The sequence below is a fragment of the Pseudoduganella sp. jia 12 genome, assembly GCF_055502675.1.
On record NZ_JBUXKP010000011.1, the window covers coordinates 141,956 to 163,694 of the forward strand.

Below are 21,739 nucleotides of genomic sequence, written 5' to 3' on the forward strand. Positions count from 1 at the left end.
AGCCACGGCCACTAGAATGAATCGATCCCCTGGAGGCAGCGATGGCCGACGATCTGTTGAACAAAATGCACCAGCTATGCCGCGGCATGCCGGCCACGCACGACGATCTGGCATCACACGCCGAGCTGGCAGCCTCGCTCGTCGGTGCGGACACCTGTTCGGTGATGCTGATCAACGGCGAAGGTGACAACGCCCGGATGAGCATCGCCGCCAGCCATGGTCCCCTGGCGCAGGATGCCACTGCCACGCTCGTCGCACGCGGTGAAGGCCTGGCCGGTCGCGTGCTGGCCAGCGGCGAGCCGTTGCTGGTGGACGATATTCTCGCTTCTCCCTACGCCGCACTGGCCCGCCGGCCCACCGATCCCGGCCGCAGCTTGATGCTGGCCCCGATCCGCATCGAGGGGCGCGTGGTCGGCACGCTGACCGCCAGCAGTGGCTGTGCGAACGGTTGTTTTGGCGAGCACGAGCTGGCATTGCTGGAAACCGTTGCATTATTCGTCGGCCGGGCCGTGCAGTTGCGGCAGTTGCGCGGCATCCTGGCTTCCCGCTTCACGCAGCTGGCACTGGCTCGTGAACTGCAGGGCGCCGCCGCCACGACGGCCTATCAAAAACCGGACCATGTGGCACGCCTGCTCGCGCGCTCGTTCTACCGGGAGATGGCCCGCGCCGGTTTCGACTCGAACCAGATCGTGCAGGCTGCCTCCGAGATCATCACCCAGCTCAACAGCAGCCTGGCACGGCATAACGCTCGCGAAGGCCGCAGGTGATGCCATGCTCCATCGCCTTCCCATCTTGCTGGCACTGTTGTGCGGCGCCGCCGGTCCGGCAAATGCCGCTCCTGACAATATTGCGCTGCTGATCGCCGAGGCGGCGCAACTCGAACACGGCGAGGGCATGGCCCGCGATCCTGCGCAAGCCGCCGCGCTGTATTGCCAGGCGGCACGCCTGGGTTCGCCGGATGCCCACTATGCGCTTGGGTGGATGGCCACCAACGGCCGCGGTATGCCGCGTGACGACGCCGTTGCATGGCGCTTGTTCTCGGCTGCGGCTGAACAGGGCCATGCCCAGGCGGCGCATCTGGCACAGGCACTGCCGGCGCAGCCGGATGCGCCGCTGCCAGCCTGCATGGCTGCCGATCTGCCCCTGCAGGTGAATCTCGATCCCGATCCCTGGGCTGCCGGCCCCGCCGTTTATCCGCCCGCCAGTGCCTCGGTGCGCCGCATTGTCGAACGGCTGGCACCTGCCTACGAGGTTGATCCCGAACTGGCGATGGCCGTCATTGCGGTGGAATCCGGTTTCCGTGCCAACGCCGTTTCGCCCAAGAATGCGCAGGGCCTGATGCAGCTGATTCCTGAAACCGCCCAGCGGTTCCAGGTGGCCGATCCCTTCGACCCGGAATCGAATGTGCGCGGCGGCCTGGCCTACCTGCGCTGGTTGCTCGGTCTGTTCGATGGCGACGTGCGGCTGGTGGCCGCGGCCTACAATGCCGGCGAGGGAGCCGTGCTGCGTCATCGCGGCGTGCCGCCCTACCGCGAAACCCAGGAGTACGTTATACGAATCGCGCGCTTGTACAGCCTGCCAGTCCACCGCTACTATCGGAGTTCGTCCAATGACCCACTCTCGAAGCGATGAACGATTCCCACCTATCGGCACTGGCCGAATGGCGCGCCGTGCCGGGCGTGGCACAGGTGCTCGACCAGGCGGCGGCGGCGGCCGCGTACGGTAGCGATACAGGCGGTGTCAGCCGGCGCATCGCGGCGGCCCTGAAGATCACACACGGCGGCGCCCTGCCCGCCGTGCTGGCGATCGCCCGGCGCCACGGTTGCCATGTCTACCCGATCAGCACAGGCAAGAACTGGGGATACGGCAGCTCCCAACCGGTGCAGGATGATGCCGTGATCGTCGATTTGTCCGGCATGCAGCGCTTCTGTGTCGACCCGGTGCTGGGCGTCGTCACCCTGGAACCCGGCGTCACCCAGGGCATGCTGGCCCGCTTCCTCGACGAACAGGGTTATCCATTCATGGTGCCGGTCACCGGTGCCGGGCCAAGCGTCAGCCTGCTGGGCAATGCGCTGGAGCGCGGCTATGGCATCACGCCCCACTCGGATCACTTTGGCGCCGTGACCGACCTGGAAGCGGTGCTGGCCGACGGCTCCCTCTACCGCACTGCCTTGTCCGAGGCGGGCGGTCACGAACTTGCACAATTGTTCAAGTGGGGTATCACGTCGTACTCGGCCGGCCTGTTCACCCAGAGCGGGCTTGGCATCGTGACGCGGATGTCGATCGTGCTGGCGCGCCGGCCGGAAACGGTCAAGGTGTGCCTGTTCAACCTGCGTGACGATGCGCTGCTGGAGCCGGCGGTGGAAAAAATCCGGCATATTCTTGCAACACTGCCTGGTACCGTGGGTGGCATCAACCTGATGAACCGCCACCGCGTGCTGGCAATGACGGCCCCTTACCCTGCTGCCGAGGTCGTTGATGGCACCATTCCCGATGCCGTCATCGCCCGGCTTGGCCGCCAGTACCAGATCGCGCCCTGGACGGGGTTTGGCACGCTGTATGGCACGCGTGGCATGGTCGCGGCCGCGCAGAAGGAAATCAGGGCGGCCCTGCGTGGTATCGCCAGCCGGCTGCTGTTCCTGAGCCCGCAAAACGCGCATTTGCTGGCCCGGGCGTCGAACATGATGCCGGGCCCGCTCGGCAAGGGCATCGCCTCGACCAGCCGCACACTGGCCCATGCGCTGGAGCTGGTCGGCGGCCGGCCCAACGAAACGGCATTGCCGCTTGCCTATTGGCGCAACCCGGGCCACCAGCCCGACCAGGATCGCAACCCTGCCCGCGACGGTTGTGGCCTGCGCTGGTATGCGCCGCTGGTACCGATGCGGGGCGCCGACGCGCGCGCTTACGTCGACATGGTTACCCGCATCACCCGCGAGCACGGTCTGGAACCGCTGTTGACGTTCACCTCGATCAGCGACCGCTTGTTCGACAGCACGGTTCCACTTTTGTTCGACCATGGCGTGCCTGGCGCCGCGGCACGCACGCGGGAATGCTATGACGCCCTCGTGCAGCAGGGCCGTACGCTGGGAGTCTTCCCGTACCGGGTAGGTGTCGATGTCATGGAAGCGCTGGCGCAGCGCATGCCCCATGCCACCGCTTTCAATGCCCGGCTCCGCGCTGCGCTCGATCCGGAAGGCCTCATCGCGCGTGGCAGGTACTGACCTGTCGAAAAACTTTACACCGTAAAACCTTCTCTCCGCACAAGTTCCACGAAAAACCTTACTCTTTGATTAAAATCAATTACTTACCGACGATCTCCATGAATTGGCATGGTGTTTGCTTTTAGATAAATGTGGTGGGAAGGTCCGCCCCTTAAAGCAGCACTAAATACCAAACTCAAGGAGTATTTGATGAACATGTTGAAAAAAGTAGCGCTGGCGGCGGCCCTGACAGTGTCGACGATGACCGCAGCGATGGCAGCCCCGATCAACGTTGGCGGTGTCATCTGGGATCCTGACTACCCAATCGACTTCTCGTCGTCGTCCGTGCAAATCCAGCAGATCGTCGATCCGAACACCGGCTCGCTGAGCGGCTTCGGCTTCGTGTCGACGATGAACGGTGACGGGCAATCAGAATTCTGCCCAGGTTGCGAACTGACGTTCAAGTTCGGCGGCTACACCCCGATCGGCACCGATGGTACGACCATCCTGTACGGTGGCGGCCAGGTTGACATCTATGTCAACTTCGCACCCTCGACGATCGATCCTTCCGACCCACTGACGATGAACGCGGGCAATACCGGCCTGGGTACGCTTTGGCTGAGTCTGGCTGGCGCCCTGCATAACGGCAGCACGCTGCGCGGTACGGTCAATGCGGTTTCGCCGCCGAATCTGAGCGGTCTCGGCCAGCTCGACGTCATCGGCGGTCTGGCCGCGGCCAACTTCGATACCAATCAGCAAGTCAGCGGTTCCGACCTGTCGTTCAGCACGAGCTTCACGCAACCGTATCCGGGCGACCCGAACCGCGTCGTCGGCACCGGTAACTTCTTCGGTCAATCGATTGCGACCGACATCCCGGAACCGGGTTCGCTGGCACTGGTGGGCCTGGGCCTGCTGGGCCTGGCGCAAGTGCGTCGCCGCAAGCAGAAGTAATCCGCGGCACACGCGGACGCGGCACCCTGGTGCCGCAAGCAACAAAAAGACCTGGCCATGCCAGGTCTTTTTTATTGATAAAAGAATTACTGCTGTCGCGGATCGCAGGCGCGAACGGTCACGAGAACGCAAACCACGGCATGTGGTGGCGCACCGGACCGGCGCGACAACGATGCGGCCGCAGCCGCATCGCTTGTTGTCAACGCGCTTGTTGCAAACAGTATCTCAGCCGATCTGCAATAACCGGCTTGCAATGCCGCGTTCTTCCCTTGGCGAGAAGAAGTAGGGATACAGCGAACGCTCGCCTGCCGGGTGGGTACTGGTGCCACCGAGCTTGCGGATCTGGTCGTTAACGTAATCCATGCTGACATGCAGCAGGTATGCCGGCGCATCAACGCGCGGATTACTCCGCAAATCACCGATCTGGTTAAACCCCAGCATGTTCATATAATATCGCCTGTGTCGGGGATTTACTTCAATGAACACATCGGTACATTGATGCAGATAATGACCATAAATGAAAAGCACATGAAACAGCGACGCCAGGGCGCTTTTCGATTTAACGTGCGGCGCGAATGCGAGCTTGGTGATTTCGCAGACCTTGGCGCCGCGCGCACGGAACTCTCCAATGTAATCGGAAAAGACCTCGTCCGCCAGGATTCCCATCGACGAATCGATGCCCAGCGTGACAGTGCCGATGACCTCTCCCTTATCGGAGGCAGCGAGGGTGATACGGTTAGGATTGTTATCGATCCGGTGTGTGCCCGTATAGCCGCGCCAGGCATACATTTTATTGATGAGCATACTTGCGGAAGTACGCCCAGCCTCGGTATCGGCAACGCGGATGCCGAAATCGGATTGATTAATAGTCACATGCGTTATGTTTGCAGAGTTATCTTCTTCGACAGCGCAAATCAGCGGCTCTCCGGATTCGTAATCATCCGGCAGAAACTGGTCGACGTTGCCGTCCTGGGTAAACTCTGAGGCCATAGCACACTCCCCTGTTGAGTGGCTCGACATGAATACCGATAACGGAGCAGTCATCGGTCTTGCCGTGCATCTTCAACAACTATTTAGTTTATTATGTAATAATATATTAAAATATTATATTTTTTGCTACAGGTACTGCTTGCTCATAGCTGCCGGAGCAGCGCTTTCGCCTGCTCGGCCTCGCTGAATCCAGACCCGGCAGCCAGTGCCTGTTCCAGCGCCTTGCGGGCGCCGGGCTTGTCGCCCGATTTCAAGAGACCGACAGCCAGATGGTAATGCACTTGGGGGGCTTTGGGGGCCGTCGAGGCTGCTTTTTTCAGCAGCGTAACAGCCCGCTCGTAAGAACCCTGCTCTACCAGCATCCAGCCGACCGTGTCGAGCACCTCGGGATTGGCATCGTTCAGCTTGAGCGCACGTTCGGCCGTGGGCAGCGCGCGCGCATCCTTTTGCTGCTGGTATATCCAGGCCAGGTTATTGAGCGCCACGATGTTGTCCGGGACTTGCTGGACAACGCCCTCCAGCAGCTGTTTCGCTTCAGGATAGCGCTTGAAGGCAATATAACTTTCCGCCAAGAACATAGCCGCCAATGGATCTTGTGGATTTTTCCTGATGAACTCTACGACACGGGCTTCAGCTTCCTTGAGCTTTCCGGAGTCACGCAACGCCTTGGCAAGCTTGATCAGCACAGGTGCTTCGGTGGACATGGCCAAGGCTTGCTCATAGGGCCGCACCGCCGCTGCCGCATTTTTCTGCTGCATGAACAGATCGCCTTCCAGCATGTAGCCGACCGGAGTTTTCGGGAACTGCTTTTGCACCTGGCGTACGATTTCCAGCGCCTGCGGAGCATTCCCCTGGCTTACCGCGAATTCGGCCTGCGCAAGGTATGGCTGGATGTTGTTCGGCTCCAGGCTCGCTGCTTTTGCCAGGGTAGCGCTGGCACCCGAAGGATTTTTCATGGCCATCTGCGCACCGGCCAGCCGCAACTGGGGGGTAGCCGCCCGCGGCAAAACGCTGGTCAGCTTGCCAAAGGTTTCCAGTGCTGCCGCAGGATCCTTGTTCGCCATTTGCGCTTGGCCAAGCACGTCGAGTAACGCGGCGTTGTCCGGGTTGGCTGCCTGGTACTTGCGCAGCAGTGTTTGCGCCTTGCCCGGCTGGCCACTGGCATTGTAGTGCGCGCCGAGACGCAAGGCGGTTGTCAGGTCATCCGGGTTCAGCTCGTTGGCTTTCTCGAGCCACTTGGTGGCAGCTGCGGTATTGCCTTGTGCTATTTCAAGCTGCGCCAATGCCGTAAGCGCCTCGATATTCTTGCCATCCTTCGCCAGCAGCGCTTCAAAGCGCTTGCGTGCCGCATCCGGCTTTTTATCCGCCATGTCCAGTTGCGCGAGACCGGCAGTGGCAGTGAAATTGACGGCATCGGCGGCCAGCGCGGCGTCGAATGCGGCCCGGGCCTTGGCCCGATCCCGCTTGGCAAGGTAGGCATGACCTTTCATGACCAGCACTTCCGCGCTGCCGGGATGCGAGGTTTCCATTTTGGCGATGGCCGCCAGCGCCTGGTCCGGGTTGCCCAGGTCGAGCAACGTACGCACCAGGACCGAGCCGGACTGCAATGAACCGGGCTCGAGGACCAAGGCTTTCTGCAACTCGGCAATTCCCCCTGTGCGGTCTCCCTGGGCCAGCTTGACCAGGCCGAGCGACGTATGGGAAGCGGCGCGATCGGGTTCCCGCTTGACCGCCTGCGACAGGTAGTCCGCGGCCTTGCTGAAATCGCGCGACAGCATTGCCGCTTCACCCGCCAGCTGCAGCACAGTCACATCCGGCGCTTCGCCCTTCAACACCGGAGCCAGTATGGCCTGGGCTTCGCGACCCTGGCCCGACTTCAGCAGCGTGCTGGCGAGCATCATGCGCGATTGCAAGTGATCGGGATTCCACTCGACATATTTGCGGAGGCTGCCTTCGGCTTGCTCCAGCAAGCCCAGATTCAGGGCAACGACACCTGACAGCAGCACGCCCGGCATGTATTGCGAGGCAGCCTGGTTAACCTTCAACAGGTTCGTTTGCGCCTCTTTCAGCTTGCCACGCGAAAAATCCAGTAATGCCTGGTGATAAGCGACGAGGAAGTTGCCTGGCGTACTCTTGCGCGCTGCGTCGATATCCGCTTGCGCCGCTTCGTATTTTTTCGCTGCGATATTGATGGCCGCCTGCTCCAGGTGAGCCGTCCGGTGATTTGGCTTGATCTTCAATACCTGCTGGTAGGCCGCCATCGCCTCATCGCCTTTGCCCGCCACGCGCAGCAAGTCGCCTTTCAATTGCCAGGCATCGAAATTGGCCGCATTTTTTGCGATCGCCTCGTCGAGCAGCCGCAGGCCGCCAGCCCAGTCCTGCTGCAGCGCTGCCAGCCGTGCCTGCCCGGTAATGGCATCACTGAAGCCGGGCTGCTGTGCCAGCGCAGCGTCGAATTCGCGTTTTGACTCGTCCATCTTGCCCAGCCCGAGCAAGGCATGGCCGCGCAATGTCAGGATGCCAGCCGTACGCGGGCCTTGGCTCGTTTCATCCAGGGCTTCCTGGAATTTGCCCTGGAGCGTCAGCGATTTGCCCAGCACGGGCAGTACCTGCTCGGCCGGGTATTTCAACGCCAAGGCACGCCGTGCTTCCTTCTCGGCAGCCAGCGGATCATCCATGTCGATGGCAAGGGAAGCCAGCATGAAGCGAGCTTGCGCATCGTCCGGATTCTTTTCCAGCGCATTCTTCAGCTGGATGACAGCTGCCTTGCTGTCTCCCTTTTGCTGGTGCTGCCGGGCATCTGCCTTCAGCGATTCCGCCGTGTCCGAGCTGCACGCACCAAGGACGGTAACGGCCACCAGGGCCGCGGCTGCGGCTTTCGTCAATTGAGAAGACATGATGCACCTACTAAAAGTTAATAATCGAATAATGACACGAGGGCGATAGCCAATCAATAGCCTCTGGCCGCCAAGTGCACGAAAGCCATCATGCTCATCCAGCCCGGTCGAGCCGGCGCAATACACGCAGGTGAGGTAGCCACAGCAGCGCGCGCAAGACGCGCAGCCGGACTCCGGCATTGCGGTCGAGAGCCGGGCGGCCATGACGGCGACGCAAATAATCTTCAACGCCGAGCAACGCCGCCCGCGCCTGTTCCGGAAAACCCCGGTAATACAGCCGGTTGACGTCATACAGTGCGCGGTCGAGCAACTTCAAAGCGAGGCCGCGCCGATGCGCCGGCGGCGTGCTGCCCTGCCAGAAAATCAGGTAATTACGCGCCATCAGGTAAAAGTAATACGGCGGGCGGTCGGTCTCGCGCCGCGGCATGGCATGGAGCACGCGAGCGTCGTATGCCACGGCGCTGTGCCAGCCATGCGTTGCCAGCCTGGCGCATATTTCGTCGTCTTCGTAGTAAGCGAACATTCGCTCGTCGAGCTTGCCTGCGTCACGCAGCGCTTGCGTGCGCAGCAGCATCGCCGTGCCGGGTACCCATTGCTGGGCCAGGCGTTGACGGGCGGTGGCGCGGGCATCGTCGACGTTGCGGGCATGGTGGGTATCGAGCCGCGCCCAATCGTGGAAATTACCGCAGAAGTAGACTTTTTCCGGCTGGTCGAGGATGGCCAGCAGTGGCGATGCAGCACCGCACCGGTCGTCCGCCGCCATCAGGGCCAGCAGTTGCGCCAGCACGTCGTGGCTGCCCATCGCGGCATCGCTGTTGACCAGCCACAAGAAGTCGTGGCCTTCTTCCAGCGCACGGCCAACAGCCAGATTGTGACCGCCCGCAAAACCATGGTTGACGGCCTCGCGGCGTAGCGCGACCGGCAGGCCGGCCAGGCCCTGCACGAGCGTTTCCGCATCGGCGGGCGCCGAGCCATTGTCGATGACGAGGATATCGGCAGTGACGCCACCGGGCAATTGCTGGCGCAGCAGATCGCGCACGCAATCGATGGTTTGCACCGCGCCATTCCAGTTCAGGATGCTGACGAGCACCCGGCTCACGCGCTGTGCTCCCGCCGCAGCATCAGGCCGACCGCCAGGGGGATGAAATACAGCACGCTGCGCACATCGATCCGCCATTGCTTCCACATCACATCAAGGAATGGCTTGCGATGCGTTACGCGATGCAGCACGTCCGCGACGAAGCCCCGCCGCAGCATCAGCACGGCCTCGCGATTTTCCTTCACCTGGCGCTCGGTCAGCGGATACAGCCGGGCGATCGCCTTCTTGTACTTCATTTCGTAGTGCAGCCGGATCAGCGATTTTTCCGTGCCCCACCCCGAACCCGCGAACACGTTCACACCATCGCGGCACACCACCTCGCGGGCGGACGAAAACACGATGCGGTCCGTCATGCGCGACAAGTCCAGCCAGAACAGGTAATCCTCGCCCGCGTACACGAACTCCTCGCGGAAGCGCAGCGTGCGGAACGAGCGGAAGCGGTAGACGACGGACGATGTGCCGATCACGTTGCCACCCAGGATCTGCGCCTGCATGTCCGCCTGATAGATGTGGAGATGGCGCTCGCCCGGCAGCAGCGCATGGCGGCCCGGCTCGATCCGGCCAGCCCGCTCGAATGCGCTGACCGTCTGGTCCAGTTGATAAAAATCGGCGAAATAGAAATCGTAGCCGGCACCCAGCGCCCGCATCGCATTGGCGAGGTGCTCCGGTTCCCAGGTATCGTCGGAATCCAGGAAAGCGACCAGCTCGGTATCGGGCGTGACATGTCCCAGCGCCGTGTTGCGGGCCGCGGCCGGCCCGCCGTTCTTCTGTTCCACGATGCGCACAGGTGAACGTTCCGCAGCCGGCAATGACGTCACGAATTGGGCGACTTCGTCACGTGCCGGCACCGGCGAACCGTCGTCGACCACGATCACGTCCAGCTGCGCTTCGACCGTTTGTGCCGCGACCGAGCGCAATGCGCGCGCCAGGATGCCGGGCCGGCGCTGGAAATAGGGAATGACAACCGCGATCTTCACGACACGGCCTCTTTGCATGTGCCGCGGTCACGTGCGCCGGGCGGGTTCATCCTCTGCATCGTCGCTCCAAGTTAAATGTCAGCCTGTACGCCGAAGCGCGTGCCACAGGTCGCGCAGGAACGGGGCTGGGTCAGACCAGGTAAACAGGTAATAGCGCGTGGACGGCCGCACGAAATCGCACAGGTATCCAGCCAGCTCGCCCATGCGCGAAAACGTCAGTTTGCGATCCGCTACCGCGCCGGGACGGAACAACAATCGCGCAAGGCGTTTTGTTTCCGGGATCATGAAACGGCAGCGCATGCCGGCACGATAGCCGGGTTGCGGCTGCGGCGTGCCAACCCCGAGCAGGCTATATGCCAGCCATGGAAAATCGGCTCCGGCATGGCAAGCCAGTGGCAGGCTGCCCCAGAAACGGCCGTTGATTTCCATCAGCGCCGCTTCATCGCGATCCGGGTCGTAGCGGTATTCGACCATGGCGATGCCTTCCCAGTCGAGTTCCCGCAGCAAGGCCAGCGAGCGCTCGCGCAAGGCGGCATGGTGTTCGAGCGCTACCGATTCGCACAGCGTGGAGACGCCCCCTTCCGGAGGCCACTCGTGCAGCCGGCGATGCTGGAACATGCCGTAGGCTTTGCCTTCATGCATCAGGAAGAACTGCCCCAGTCCGTAACCGGCGCAATACTCCTGGATCATCGGATAACGGCCGACCGGCTCGAATTGGCGCAAATAGTCCAGCAGTTCTTCACCGTCATGGCAATAGCGGGTCTTGTCCAGGGACAGCCCGGCACGGCGCAGCAGGATGCCGGCCTCGTTCGGCTCGGACCACTTCAACACCACCGGATAGCGCAGCGTCGGTGCCGCGGCCTGCGCCTGGGCGAACGTCTCCGGTTGTACCGTCCGCGGCACCGGAACGCCTGCCTTGCCGGCGGCGGCGTAGGTCTTTTGCTTGTCCACCACCGCATCCATCCGGCGCGTATCCGGAAACATCAACCGGTAGCCGGACAGCCGGTCCCGGTGCCGATTGAGCAACGCGATGTCGCCCTCCGAAATCGCGAACAGGCACGAAGGCCCGATACGGCCCGCCAGCTCTTCCAGCTGGTCGAGCGTGCCGGCGGCGTCCTGCGCGCGCAACATGCCCTGACGCAGGTAACGCGACGACAAGCCTGGCGCCGCCGCGCTGCGCGCGATGCCGTAGACAGAAACGCCGCGCCGCCCGAGGCTGCGCACGATCGCCAGGCCGATGGGCGTGTCGATGCCCAGTACCACCGCCGGCAGCAATCGCTGCGCCGGCGCCTCGCCGTCGACGGGCGCCGTATCATGGAGGTTCGATGGCGCGTTCATCTCGCACCCCTTGCCGCCAGCCAGCGCCACCCCTGCAGCGACTGCAGCCGCGCGAGCAACCATGCACGCAGCAGGTGCCTGCGCCCTTCCGTGACCGACCCCACGAGCCAGACGGTGACGAGAATGGCCGCCAGGACTTCGATGAAATACAGTGGACCGCGCGGATCGCCATCGATCAGGGCGCCGAAGAACAGCAGCAGCGGCTGGTGCATCAGGTACAGCGAGAAGGTGTAGCCGGCCAGCCAGCGAATCGGCCGCTCGAACGGCAGCAGCACCCGGCCCAGCACGGGCGCGACGGCCCGGGCGCCGACGAAATTGACTGCCACGATCAGGCCCAGCAGGTAATCGGTCAGCGCAAAGCGGGAGAACGTCAACTGATGATGCAGCGCGTCGCCAACGAGGCTGCGCATCCACGCGCTGCCCATATCCGTCAGCCGGTAATGCTCGAACAAACCGAAGGCCACGAACGAACCGACGAACAGCGCCAGCCCCGCCGCAAAGGACGTGCGCTGCAGCAGCTGCCAGCGGTGCAGTACCACGCCCATGGCCCAAACGGGCGCCAACAGGAGGATCTTCGGGCCCACCACCAGCACGCAGCCAGCCAACAGCAGGATGCGCGTGCGCCCGGCGGTAAACACGCACACGGCGAACATGATGTAGTACCACATCTCGTAGCACAGCGACCAGTAGGGTGTGTTGGAAAACGACATGATGGAGATCGTCCACACCTCGTTCAGCCACGCCAGGCTGGTGACGATACGTACCGGCGCCAGGCCATGCGTGGTCCAGCCTTCATAGATATCCGGACGGAGCGCCGCGCCGGCGAGATCCAGCAATGGCGTCACCAGCACCACCGGGATCGCCAGCGAATAAAAGCGCGACAGGCGACTGGCCCAGTATTCGGCCGGCGTGTTCTCGCGCCGGGCATGGATATACGAGATCACGTAGCCGGACAGCACGAAGAACACCATCACCGCAGCGTGCCCGTGATCGGACAGCGGCAGGATGTCGGTGCTGAGCCAGCGCATGTTCATGTGGTAGAACACGACCATCAGCGCGGCCAGGAAACGCACCGCGTCCAGGTAAAGCGAGAATTCGCGGTTCATCGCTGCCCCCTCTTCTGCGCCGGCACGGCGCGCGCGTTCGGAACATCGTGTGCCAGCTGCTCGACAGCCTGGCGCACGCGGGTAAAGCACGTATCGAAATAGGCATCGGACAGCGTGAAAGGATCGTGCAGATGCGGCGTTGGCGGCGTGCACCAGTTACCGAGCAGCGCCACCTGTACATCCATACGGCCACCCAGCCGGCGCAGGAGTTCGTGCACCTGGCGCACTTCCATCGCCAGCAGCAGGTCGCCCGGCTGCAACGGAAAGTCTTCCCAGTCGCATGCACGGTGCGCGTCCATCGGCATCTGCTTGCGTGCAGCCGCGGCCAGCGCAGGAGCGGGCGATGCCGCGCCGGTCGTCGTCGACAGGCCGAGCGACACGGTGTGCAAGCCCGCCGCACGCGCCACCTGTTCGGCATAGGCGCTGCGGCAAATATTCCCCTGGCAAACGAATACCACGCGGCGCACCGCCTGCGGCTCGTGCAGCTCGAACCGCCGCAGCCGGCCGGCAGCCCGTTCGGCATGCGCCAGGAGCAGCCGCACCAGGCCGCGCCAGGTGCCGAAGCGGGCATTCAGGCGGTCGCGGGCGAAGGCGATCATGCCGGTACTCCCTGCCGCGACAGTGCCCAACTGCCGTAGCGGTCGTACACGGCCTGTTCGGCGAGACGGCGGATGCTTTTCCATCCGCTGCCCTGCAGCAGCACATTGCGTTCATCCGGCATCGATTGCAGCGCGCTGCCCGCTTCGCCCATGCCGGTCGGCAGGAAGCGGTCGCGGTTGCCGTCGAGATAGCGGCACAGGCGCGCCAGCCGGTCCTGGTGCAGGGCATTGCCGCGCGCGGTGAGCATCTGGTCATCGCGCCGCTGCACATATTCGAACGGGTGGGTCAGCAGCACGACCAGCGGGACCTGTTGCTCATGGGCCCGTTCGAGCAGCAGGCGTGTTTCGTCGAAGCTGGTGCCGGCAACCGTCAGCGTCTTCAGGTGGCGGCGGCCGCCGAGCTGCCAGTCCTGGAACGTCAGCACCGGCATTTCCAGCACGCCGTGGCGGCGGTGCACGCCGCTGTACAACCGGTAGCGCGGATCGTTGCTGTCGAAGACCGCCAGGCCCACGCACGAGCTGTACTCAATGCCGCAGCGGGCCAGTGCCGCGAACAGCGCATCGTCGTGCTGCATGTTCCCCGGCCGGAACACGGTTGGTGCCGGCACGCCCCAATCGGCAAACGCTTGCTGGCCCTGGCGCAGCAGCTGTACGGTGTCTTCCTCGGCGCGGCCGAAGAATTCGTCCTGGAGCGGTTCGCACCGCACCCGCTCGGGCCAGTCCGCATGCTGGAAGACGGCCCAGCAGGGATGCGTGTGCAACTGCACTTCGTGGCCGCCGGCGACGATGCGGCGGGCGATGGCGCCCATCGGATCGTGTTGCTGGAAATAGTAACGGTGCGCCGCCTCGACGAAGAACGTGGCGGGGATGCGATGCCGCTCGAACTGGTCGAGCAGGAAGCCCAGCCCCTGCGAACGGCCATCCACTTCGCACCAGACCATCGGTTCGGCAACCGGTCGGTTGCCCGGGTTTGTAAACGCGCCACCGATGGAAAATTCGGTGTCGATCGAGATGCAGACCCGGGTGCGCATGTCAGGCCCCGGTGCGCTGGCGGAACCACTGCTCCAGCATCATCAGCACCCACACCATCGTGCCGTGATAGCCCGCATGTTCGCGCAGGTGTGTGCCGGTGAGCTGGTCGATGAATTCATGACGCACGATGCCGCGCTTTTTCAGGTCGGTCAGGCTGTCCGACGCCAGGTCCTGCAACGCCTTGTGCTCCTGCAGCCAGACACCGAAAGGCAAGCCGAAACCATGCTTTTGCTTGGTGATGATTTCCGGCGGCAGGAAGCCTTTCAACGCCTCCTTGAAGAACCAGCGCAATTGCGTGCCATTGAGCTTCTGCTGCGGCGTGAGACCGGCGGAAAACGCGACCATCGCATCGTTCAGGAACGGGAACGCCACTTCCACGCCGGCCAGTTCGCAAGCCTTCATCACCTTCGGCAGGTCGTTGTCGGCCAGCGTGATCTTCAGGTCCAGCGCCAGCATGCGGTTGATCAGGCTTTTCGCTTCGCTGGCGCCATAGGTTCGGGCAAGGCCGTCCAGCGGTTGATTCGTATCGGTACCGGCCAGGAAATCGTCGGTGAACACCTGGCGCGCACCGTAGCGGCCCAGCAGATTGTAGGTTTCCAGCCGTGCCGGCATCGCCACGGAGGCCTGCTCGATGTAGCTGCGCGCCTTGCGCAGCAGCGTCACGCGATCGCCGCCGGGAAAATTGAAGATCGCCGGTTCCAGCAGCACCTTGCGGAACAGCGACGGTACTTGCTCATAGCGGGCAAATACATGCTGCTTTGCATAGCGCTCGTTGCCGCCGAAGAGTTCATCGCCGCCATCACCGCCCAACATGCGCGTCACCCCATCCTTGCGGGCCATTCGCGCGCAGTAGAACGCGGGCACCGCCGACGCGTTGCCGAACGGCTGGTCGCACACGGCGGCCACCTCGGGAATCGCGGCCACCACGTCGTCCGACGTTACATAGTATTCATGGTGATGGGTACCGAAATGGCGCGAGGCGATGCGCGCATATTCCATTTCATCGTAGCCTTGCGCGGCAAAACCGATCGAGTAGGTCTCGGCCGGCGCGCCGCCGACATCGCACAGCATGCCGGCGATCGTCGAACTGTCGGTTCCGCCGGAAAGGAAGGCGCCGACCTTCGCACCGGCCGATGCTTCGCGCACGCCGTTCTTCAACTGGGCGAGGAATTCCTCCTTCAAGTCGTCGAAAGAGCGCCTGCCATCTTCCTGGAACGCCATTTTCCAATACGGACGAGTCTCGACACGCCCCTGGCGGTAATGCAGGAAGTGGCCTGGCAGCAGCCGCTGCTGGTCCTTGTAGACGGTGCCGGGCGCCGGCACCATGTGGAAGTACACGTAGTTGTAGATGCCCTGCGGATCGATGTCGCGGCGCGCCAGCGGATGGCGGATCAGGGCATCGGCCGATGACGCGAACAGCAGCGCCTCGCCGGCCAGTTGCCAGGTCAGCGGGTGCACGCCCAGGCGGTCGATCGCGAGGATCGCCTCGCCGGCGCGCTCGTCGAGGATGCACAACGCAAAGGCGCCACCCAGCAGCGCGCACAGTTTTTCCGCGCCAAGGTGGCGTTGCGTGGCCAGCACAGCGGCCGTGCCGCGCGTGCCGGCCTGCTCGGCCAGTGCGGGATCGCGCAGCACCGGATGACCCCACAGGGCGATCAGCAGGCCATCCTGGCGGTGCACGTCGCCTGCGCCGGCCACTGCGGCCGCCGAGCGGTTGCCTTCGGCCTGGTGCACGGCACTGTCATCGAACCGCGCCAGCGGCGCAGCCATCCTGCCGATCAGGTCACGGTCTTGCGCGCCGTGGCCGATCCATCCACAAATACCGCTCATCGTGCACCCCTAATATGTTCAGTTCAGACCATTATTTCCGGTGCCGCCGGATGGCTGAGGAATCCTGCCGGGCTGGCCGACACGCCATAGGCTCCCGACTGCAGCACTGCAACCAGGTCGCCCGCTTGCGCACGCGCCAGGTCCATGCCGTCGGCCAGCACATCCAGCGGCGTGCACAGCGGCCCGACGACGGATGCCTTTTCGCGTTCGCCGCCCTGCACCCGGTTGCCGATGACGACCGGATAGTTCTTGCGGATGACCTGGCCGAAATTGCCGGATGCGGACAGGTGATGATGCAGACCGCCATCCGTTACCAGGTACACGCTGCCCCGCGACTCCTTGCGATCGACCACGCGGCAGACATACACACCGGCTTCACCGACCAGGTAGCGGCCCAGTTCGATGACGACCTGTGCGCCCTGCAACTGCGGACGCACGCCTTCCATCACCGCGTGCAGGTTGGCCCCCACGGCCGCCAGGTCGAGGCGTTCCTCGCCGGGGAAATACGGAATGCCGAATCCGCCGCCGATATTCAAGATGCGTGGCGCCCGCGGCGCATCCTGGGCCAGCCGCAGCGCCAGCGCGAATGTCTTCTCATGCGCTTCGTGCAGCGCTTGCGCCTTCAGGTTCTGCGAACCGGAAAAGATGTGGAACCCGTGGAAATCGAGACCCAGTTCGCCGATGCGGCGCAGCAGCGCCGGTACCCGCTCGGCATCGACGCCGAACTGTTTCGGCCCGCCGCCCATCTTCATGCCCGACGATTTCAGTTCGAAATCGGGGTTGACGCGCACGTTGACGCGCGGCCTGATGCCCAGCGTGTCGCCGATCCGCACCGCCCGCTCCGTTTCGCCCTCGGACTCCAGGTTCAGCACGATGCCGGAGGCGATCGCGCACGACAGGTCCAGGTCGCTCTTGCCCGGGCCGGCAAAGCTGATGTGCAGCGGGTTCATAGGCGTGTCGAGCGCCACCCGCAGTTCGCCGCCGGAGGCCACGTCGATGCCATCGACCAGCGTGGCCATGTGCTGCACCACCGCCGGCATGGGATTCGCCTTCATCGCATAGTGCAGGTGCACGTCGGTCGGCAGGTGCCGGCGCAGCTCGGCCACGCGCGCCGTCAGGGCGCCGCGGTCATAGGCATAGAACGGGGTCTGGCCAACGCGCTGTGCCAGCCGTGGCAGCGGCACGCCGCCGACCTGCAGGCAATCGTCGACGACGGGAAATTGCAGCAGCGGCGCATGCTGCGGGCGCGGTGCGTTCATTGCTGCGGCTCCCCGAAGACATTTTCGTACTGCATGGACAACAGCTTGCGGTCGATCTTGCCGTTCGGGTTGCGTGGCAGCGCGGTATCGGCAATGACGACTTTTTGCGGCAGCATGTAGGCAGGCAGCTGCGGCTTGCATGCGGCCAGCAGGTCGCCCGCCGTCAGTGCCGCGCCCTCGCGCGGGAAGGCGATGACGACGATCGCCTGCCCCAGGGCCGGATGCCTGACGCCGATCGCGGCCGCCTCGGCGACGTGCTCGCGCGCATACACCACTTCTTCCACCTCGGTCGGGCTGACACGGTAGCCCGACGTCTTGATCATCTCGTCGTTGCGGCTGATGAAGTACAGGAAGCCGTCCTCGTCGCGCCGCACCGTGTCGCCGGACCATACCGCCAGTTCCGTGAGGGGCAGGCCGTAATGCCGCGGTGCCACTGGCTTGAAGCGCTCCGCGGTCTTGCCCGGATCGTTCCAGTACCCGAGCGATACCAGCGCGCCCCGGTGCACCAGCTCTCCAGGCTCGTGCGGCGCACACTCGGTGCCGTCCGGCCGCAGCACCATCACCTCGGCGTTCGGAATCGCCTTGCCCATCGAATCCGGGCGACGGTCCAGTTCTTCCGGCGGCAGGTAAGTGGAGCGGAACGCTTCGGTCAGGCCGTACATGAGGAACGGCTGCGCATTCGGCAGCGCGCGGCGCAGGGCATCCAGCGTGGGACGCTGCATGGCGCCGCCCGAGTTGGTCAGGTAGCGCAGCGTGCAATCCGCCGGCCACAGCAGCGGCGCCAGCTGTATCCACAGCGGCGGCACGGCGGCCAGGCCCGTGATGCGTTCGGCAACGACGGCATTGAGCACGTCGCGCGGCAGCAGGTGATTGATCAGCACGGCCGTGGCCCCCGCGTGGAACGCCGTCGTGAGCTGCGACAGGCCGTAATCGAACGACAAGGGCAGCACGGCGAGGATACGATCCTGCGCGGTATTTTTCAGGTAAGTGGCCACGCTGTGGGCGCCTGCCACCATGTTCCGGTGCGACAGCACCACGCCTTTCGGCTTGCCGGTACTGCCGGAGGTGTACAGGATCGCGGCCATGTCGCCGTCGATCGCACGGTGCGCCTCCCGGACATTCGCTTCGCCGCGCGCGATCGCGCCATCCCAGGAAAGCACTTCGACGTTATGCACGACGGGCAGCGCGTCGCTGCCGCCCACCGCCACCACCAGGCGCAGGTCGCGGCAGGCAGGCAGCACGTCCTTCAGCAGTTTCAGGCGATCGACCGTGGTGACCAGCACGCGAACGTTGCAGTCGGCCAGGATGTAGGCGACCTGCTCGGGCTTGAGGAGGGGATTGACCGGCACGAACACGCCACCGGCCGCGGCCGCACCGAACATCGCGCCAACGTTTTCGACATTTTTTTCCATGTAGACCGCGACACGCTCGCCGCGTTCGAGGCCGGATGCCAGCAGGGCAGCGGCGGTGCGGCGAACCAGGTCGGCAAGCCCGCCGTAATCCAGGCGGCGGCTGCCATGGACGAGGGCTTCGGCACCGGGTGTCCGGCCGGCCGAGCGGAAAATGAAGTCGTGGATGAGGTCGCTCATATCATGTCCTGCAAATGGCTGGGCCGTAATGACACAATTTTGTAACCATACGGAAACCTAGGCGGGAATATTAACATTTTACAATCACTTCCTTCCTGTTTTTTGGCAATATTTGGCGGAAAATTTCCTCATGCATTGTTCCGAAAACAACAATTAACATAAATTTTTGGCAATCTTTTGATGTATGATGTGAACCGCCGTTAGTTTTGTTCTGGAAATTGGCTCAATCGAGACGACCATGGGAAAGATCAGCATTTCAGATATGAAGCCAGCGGATATTGCGCCAGCACCAATCCAGCCTCTTCCGCCCGCTCCTGCCGACTTTCCGCGCTCCCGACTGCCTGTCGCGCCCGCATTGTCGCTGGCGTCGTTTCTCCGCATGGGTGGTCCTGCGGCACCATCGATCCTCGATGCAGGACAAGTCCGCTTCGTGACCAGCGGCCGGGTGGCGATCGCGCTGGCGCTGAAACAGATGGGGGTCGGGCCGGGCGATACGGTGCTCGTGCCTTCCTATCACTGCGCATCGATGATCGAACCGGTCATCTGGGCCGGGGCCACGCCGCTGTTCTACCGCATCCGTCCCGATACCACGGTCGACCTGGACGACCTTGCCGCCAAGGCTGCCGGCATGGATAACATCAAGGCGCTGATGGCAACCAACTATTACGGCTTCCACCAGCCGCTACCGGCATTGCGCGCCTTTTGCGATGCACGCGGCATCCAGTTGCTGGAAGATTGCGCGCACTCGTTCCTGGGCCACCATGCCGGACGCCCGCTGGGATCATGGGGCGACTACGCGATCGCCAGCAGCATGAAGTTCTTCCCGGTGTATGAAGGCGGCTGCCTCGTCTCGGCGCGCCATCGCCTCGATGGCGTGGCCCTGCAGTCGGCCGGTGCCGCCTTCGAGGCGAAGGTACTGTTGAACTCCGTCGAAAACGGCTTTGCCTACGGCCGGCTGCCGGTGCTGCGCGCATTGATGGCACTGCCGATGGCGGCCAAGAACGCCGTGTGGGGCGTGATCAAGTCCCGCCGCCATGGCGATGCGCCGGCGCTCGCGCCGGGATCGTCCGATGGCGGCTTTGGTTTCGATCCGGCCTGGCTGACCAAGCGCTCGTCGCTGTATTCACGATTGATGCTGCGGCTGGTATCGCGCCGCCGGATGGGCGAACTGCGTCGTCGCAATTACCGCCGCCTGTACGACGCGCTGTCCACGCTCCCCGGCTGTCGCCCCTTGTTCGCCACGTTGCCGGACGGTGTCTACCCCTGGGTGTTCCCGCTCCTGTGCGACGAGCCCCACGCCCTGTTCCGCCAGTTGAAAGGCGCCGGGGTACCGGTAATACGGTTCGGCGAGTACCTGTGGCCCGGCGTCGATGCGAGCGTCTGCGAGAACAGCGTGGACCTGTCACGCCGCGTCTTGCAGTTTCCCTGCCACCAGGAGCTGCGCGACGATGAAATCGAATGGATGATCGGCCAGGTGCGCAGCGCGGTCAACGGTGGAGAGGGAGGATCGCAATGAAATGGCACCTGTATCCGGCAAGCGCGTTTGCCGACCATGCCGAGGCATGGCGCCGGTTGAATGCAGCCACTGCGCGTTCGCCCTTGCTGGACCCCGAATTCGTGCAGCCCTTGCTTGCCGAATTCAGCGACCCGCAAGGGCAGCTTGCGGTCTGCGAGGCTGGCGGCGATACCGTTGCGATGGGCATCCTGGCGCCACGCGGCCGCGGTGTGTGGGAAGCCCTGCAGCCATCGCAGGCGCCGATCGGCCTGTGGCTGCACCGCCCGGGCATCCCGCTCGACCGGCTGCTGCCGCCGCTGACGCGCAAGCTGCCGGGGTTTGCGCTGATGGTCGGCTTGAAGCAGCGCGACCCGCAACTGGAACCCCGCCCGGCCGACAGTGCCGTTACCGGTACGCTCGATTACATCCGCACCGCCCATGTGCCGATCACCGGCAGCTTCGAGGATTACTGGAATGCGCGCGGCAAGAACCTGCGCAGCAATCTCAAGAAGCAACGTTCGCGGCTGCAGAAGGATGGCATCGCCACGCGCATGCAGATCGACCGGCTGCCTGGCCAGATGGCGGCCGCCGTGGCCGATTACGGGCGGCTGGAAAGCGCCGGCTGGAAGGCGCAGCTGGGCACCGCCATCCATCCGGACAATGACCAGGGCCGCTTCTATACGGCGATGCTGGAAGGGTTCGCCCATCGGGGCCAGGCTGCGGTGTACCGCTATTACTTCGATGCGCAGCTGGTGGCGATGGACCTGTGCATCGAAGGCGATGGTGCCCTGATCGTCTTGAAGACCACCTACGATGAATCGGTGCCGGCAAGCCTGTCGCCGACATTGTTGATGAGGGAGGAATGCTGCCAGCGGCTGTTTGACGAAGAACAGTACGCACGGCTGGAGTTCTACGGCAAAGTGATGGAATGGCATACGCGCTGGACCGACGAAATCCGGACCATGTACCATGTCAACCATTACCGCTGGCCGGTACTTCGCCAGCTGCATGCCGCCGCCGGCGAACGTAACGCCATGGTGCAGAGGTTGCGCGGCAAATTCGCCGCCCCGGCCCCTGCGCCGGTCGCCACGCGGCAGCAAACCTCAACCACGGAGTAAACATGTATCTCGACGAAGTAAAGCAGATTGTCATCGACGTCCTCGCACTGGGTCCGGCCGGCCGCTCTCTGGACGAGCATTCCGCCCTGCTGGGCAGCATCCCCGAACTGGATTCGATGGCGGTCGTCCAGCTGATCGGCGCGCTGGAAGAGCAGTTCGGCTTCGCGGTCGATGACGACGAGATCAGCGCCGAAACCTTCGCCACGCTGGGCAGCCTGACCGCCTTCGTCAAGCACAAGCTCACCGCCTGAATCGTCCT

The 21,739-nt window shown here is 63.7% G+C and carries 18 protein-coding genes; 7 read left to right on the forward strand and 11 right to left on the reverse strand.

The window, feature by feature from the left end:
- The first annotated feature begins 41 nt into the window (after positions 1-41).
- The 4 genes from ACY65G_RS23260 (at position 42) to ACY65G_RS23275 (ending at position 4,151) form a co-directional block, all read left to right on the forward strand.
- On the forward strand, positions 42-767 hold the full coding sequence (locus tag ACY65G_RS23260; RefSeq protein ID WP_464999666.1) for a GAF domain-containing protein: 726 nt from the start codon (positions 42-44) through the stop codon (positions 765-767).
- Between the two features lie 4 nt (positions 768-771).
- Entirely contained in the window at positions 772-1,632 is an 861-nt protein-coding gene (locus ACY65G_RS23265) for a lytic transglycosylase domain-containing protein (RefSeq protein WP_464999667.1), read from the forward strand.
- The gene (locus ACY65G_RS23270; protein WP_464999668.1) at positions 1,629-3,221 is read left to right on the forward strand and encodes an FAD-binding oxidoreductase; all 1,593 of its coding nucleotides are present in this window, start codon (positions 1,629-1,631) and stop codon (positions 3,219-3,221) included. Before ACY65G_RS23265 ends, ACY65G_RS23270 begins: the two co-directional genes overlap by 4 nt.
- Positions 3,222-3,350: 129 nt before the next feature.
- A complete protein-coding gene (locus ACY65G_RS23275) occupies positions 3,351-4,151 on the forward strand; it encodes a PEP-CTERM sorting domain-containing protein (RefSeq protein WP_464999669.1) in 801 nt (266 codons plus the stop codon).
- A 225-nt stretch (positions 4,152-4,376) separates the two neighbouring features.
- Here ACY65G_RS23275 and ACY65G_RS23280 read toward each other — a convergent pair whose 3' ends face one another.
- The 11 genes from ACY65G_RS23280 to ACY65G_RS23330 all read right to left on the reverse strand — a co-directional run bounded on the left by ACY65G_RS23280 (position 4,377) and on the right by ACY65G_RS23330 (position 18,867).
- Complete coding sequence (locus ACY65G_RS23280) at positions 4,377-5,141, reverse strand: N-acyl amino acid synthase FeeM domain-containing protein (protein ID WP_464999670.1); 765 nt, start codon at positions 5,139-5,141, stop codon at positions 4,377-4,379.
- 143 nt (positions 5,142-5,284) lie between these two features.
- Positions 5,285-8,038, reverse strand: a complete 2,754-nt coding sequence (gene prsT / locus ACY65G_RS23285) for an XrtA/PEP-CTERM system TPR-repeat protein PrsT (RefSeq protein ID WP_464999671.1) — start codon at positions 8,036-8,038, stop codon at positions 5,285-5,287.
- A gap of 94 nt (positions 8,039-8,132) precedes the next feature.
- Entirely contained in the window at positions 8,133-9,215 is a 1,083-nt protein-coding gene (locus ACY65G_RS23290) for a glycosyltransferase family 2 protein (RefSeq protein WP_464999783.1), read from the reverse strand.
- Positions 9,134-10,114, reverse strand: coding sequence for a glycosyltransferase family 2 protein (locus ACY65G_RS23295; protein ID WP_464999672.1), 981 nt, complete (start codon positions 10,112-10,114; stop codon positions 9,134-9,136). Before ACY65G_RS23295 ends, ACY65G_RS23290 begins: the two co-directional genes overlap by 82 nt.
- A 78-nt stretch (positions 10,115-10,192) precedes the next feature.
- Positions 10,193-11,452: a carboxylate--amine ligase gene (locus ACY65G_RS23300; protein ID WP_464999673.1), complete on the reverse strand. Its 1,260-nt coding sequence runs from the start codon at positions 11,450-11,452 to the stop codon at positions 10,193-10,195.
- The gene (locus tag ACY65G_RS23305) at positions 11,449-12,558 is read right to left on the reverse strand and encodes an acyltransferase family protein (RefSeq protein ID WP_464999674.1); all 1,110 of its coding nucleotides are present in this window, start codon (positions 12,556-12,558) and stop codon (positions 11,449-11,451) included. The genes ACY65G_RS23300 and ACY65G_RS23305 overlap by 4 nt, the downstream gene beginning before the upstream one ends.
- Positions 12,555-13,157 carry an arsenate reductase/protein-tyrosine-phosphatase family protein gene (locus tag ACY65G_RS23310; RefSeq protein ID WP_464999675.1) on the reverse strand — a complete coding sequence of 201 codons (603 nt, stop codon included), beginning with the start codon at positions 13,155-13,157 and terminating at the stop codon, positions 12,555-12,557. Before ACY65G_RS23310 ends, ACY65G_RS23305 begins: the two co-directional genes overlap by 4 nt.
- A complete protein-coding gene (locus ACY65G_RS23315; protein ID WP_464999676.1) occupies positions 13,154-14,188 on the reverse strand; it encodes a polysaccharide deacetylase family protein in 1,035 nt (344 codons plus the stop codon). Before ACY65G_RS23315 ends, ACY65G_RS23310 begins: the two co-directional genes overlap by 4 nt.
- 1 nt (position 14,189) lies before the next feature.
- The gene (locus tag ACY65G_RS23320; RefSeq protein WP_464999677.1) at positions 14,190-16,019 is read right to left on the reverse strand and encodes an asparagine synthetase B family protein; all 1,830 of its coding nucleotides are present in this window, start codon (positions 16,017-16,019) and stop codon (positions 14,190-14,192) included.
- Positions 16,020-16,042: 23 nt separating this feature from the next.
- Entirely contained in the window at positions 16,043-17,278 is a 1,236-nt protein-coding gene (locus ACY65G_RS23325) for a pyridoxal-dependent decarboxylase, exosortase A system-associated (RefSeq protein WP_464999678.1), read from the reverse strand.
- Positions 17,275-18,867, reverse strand: a complete 1,593-nt coding sequence (locus tag ACY65G_RS23330) for an acyl-CoA ligase (AMP-forming), exosortase A system-associated (RefSeq protein ID WP_464999679.1) — start codon at positions 18,865-18,867, stop codon at positions 17,275-17,277. Before ACY65G_RS23330 ends, ACY65G_RS23325 begins: the two co-directional genes overlap by 4 nt.
- Positions 18,868-19,246: 379 nt before the next feature.
- Between ACY65G_RS23330 and ACY65G_RS23335 the strand changes: the two genes are divergently transcribed.
- The 3 genes from ACY65G_RS23335 to ACY65G_RS23345 are packed head-to-tail and all read left to right on the forward strand — an operon-like array spanning position 19,247 to position 21,731.
- Positions 19,247-20,383, forward strand: a complete 1,137-nt coding sequence (locus ACY65G_RS23335; RefSeq protein WP_464999680.1) for an aminotransferase class I/II-fold pyridoxal phosphate-dependent enzyme — start codon at positions 19,247-19,249, stop codon at positions 20,381-20,383.
- On the forward strand, positions 20,380-21,480 hold the full coding sequence (locus ACY65G_RS23340; RefSeq protein WP_464999681.1) for a GNAT family N-acetyltransferase: 1,101 nt from the start codon (positions 20,380-20,382) through the stop codon (positions 21,478-21,480). The genes ACY65G_RS23335 and ACY65G_RS23340 overlap by 4 nt, the downstream gene beginning before the upstream one ends.
- Before the next feature lie 2 nt (positions 21,481-21,482).
- Positions 21,483-21,731 (forward strand): acyl carrier protein, encoded by a 249-nt coding sequence (locus ACY65G_RS23345; protein ID WP_130186740.1) that lies wholly within the window; start codon positions 21,483-21,485, stop codon positions 21,729-21,731.
- The last annotated feature ends 8 nt before the right edge of the window (positions 21,732-21,739 follow it).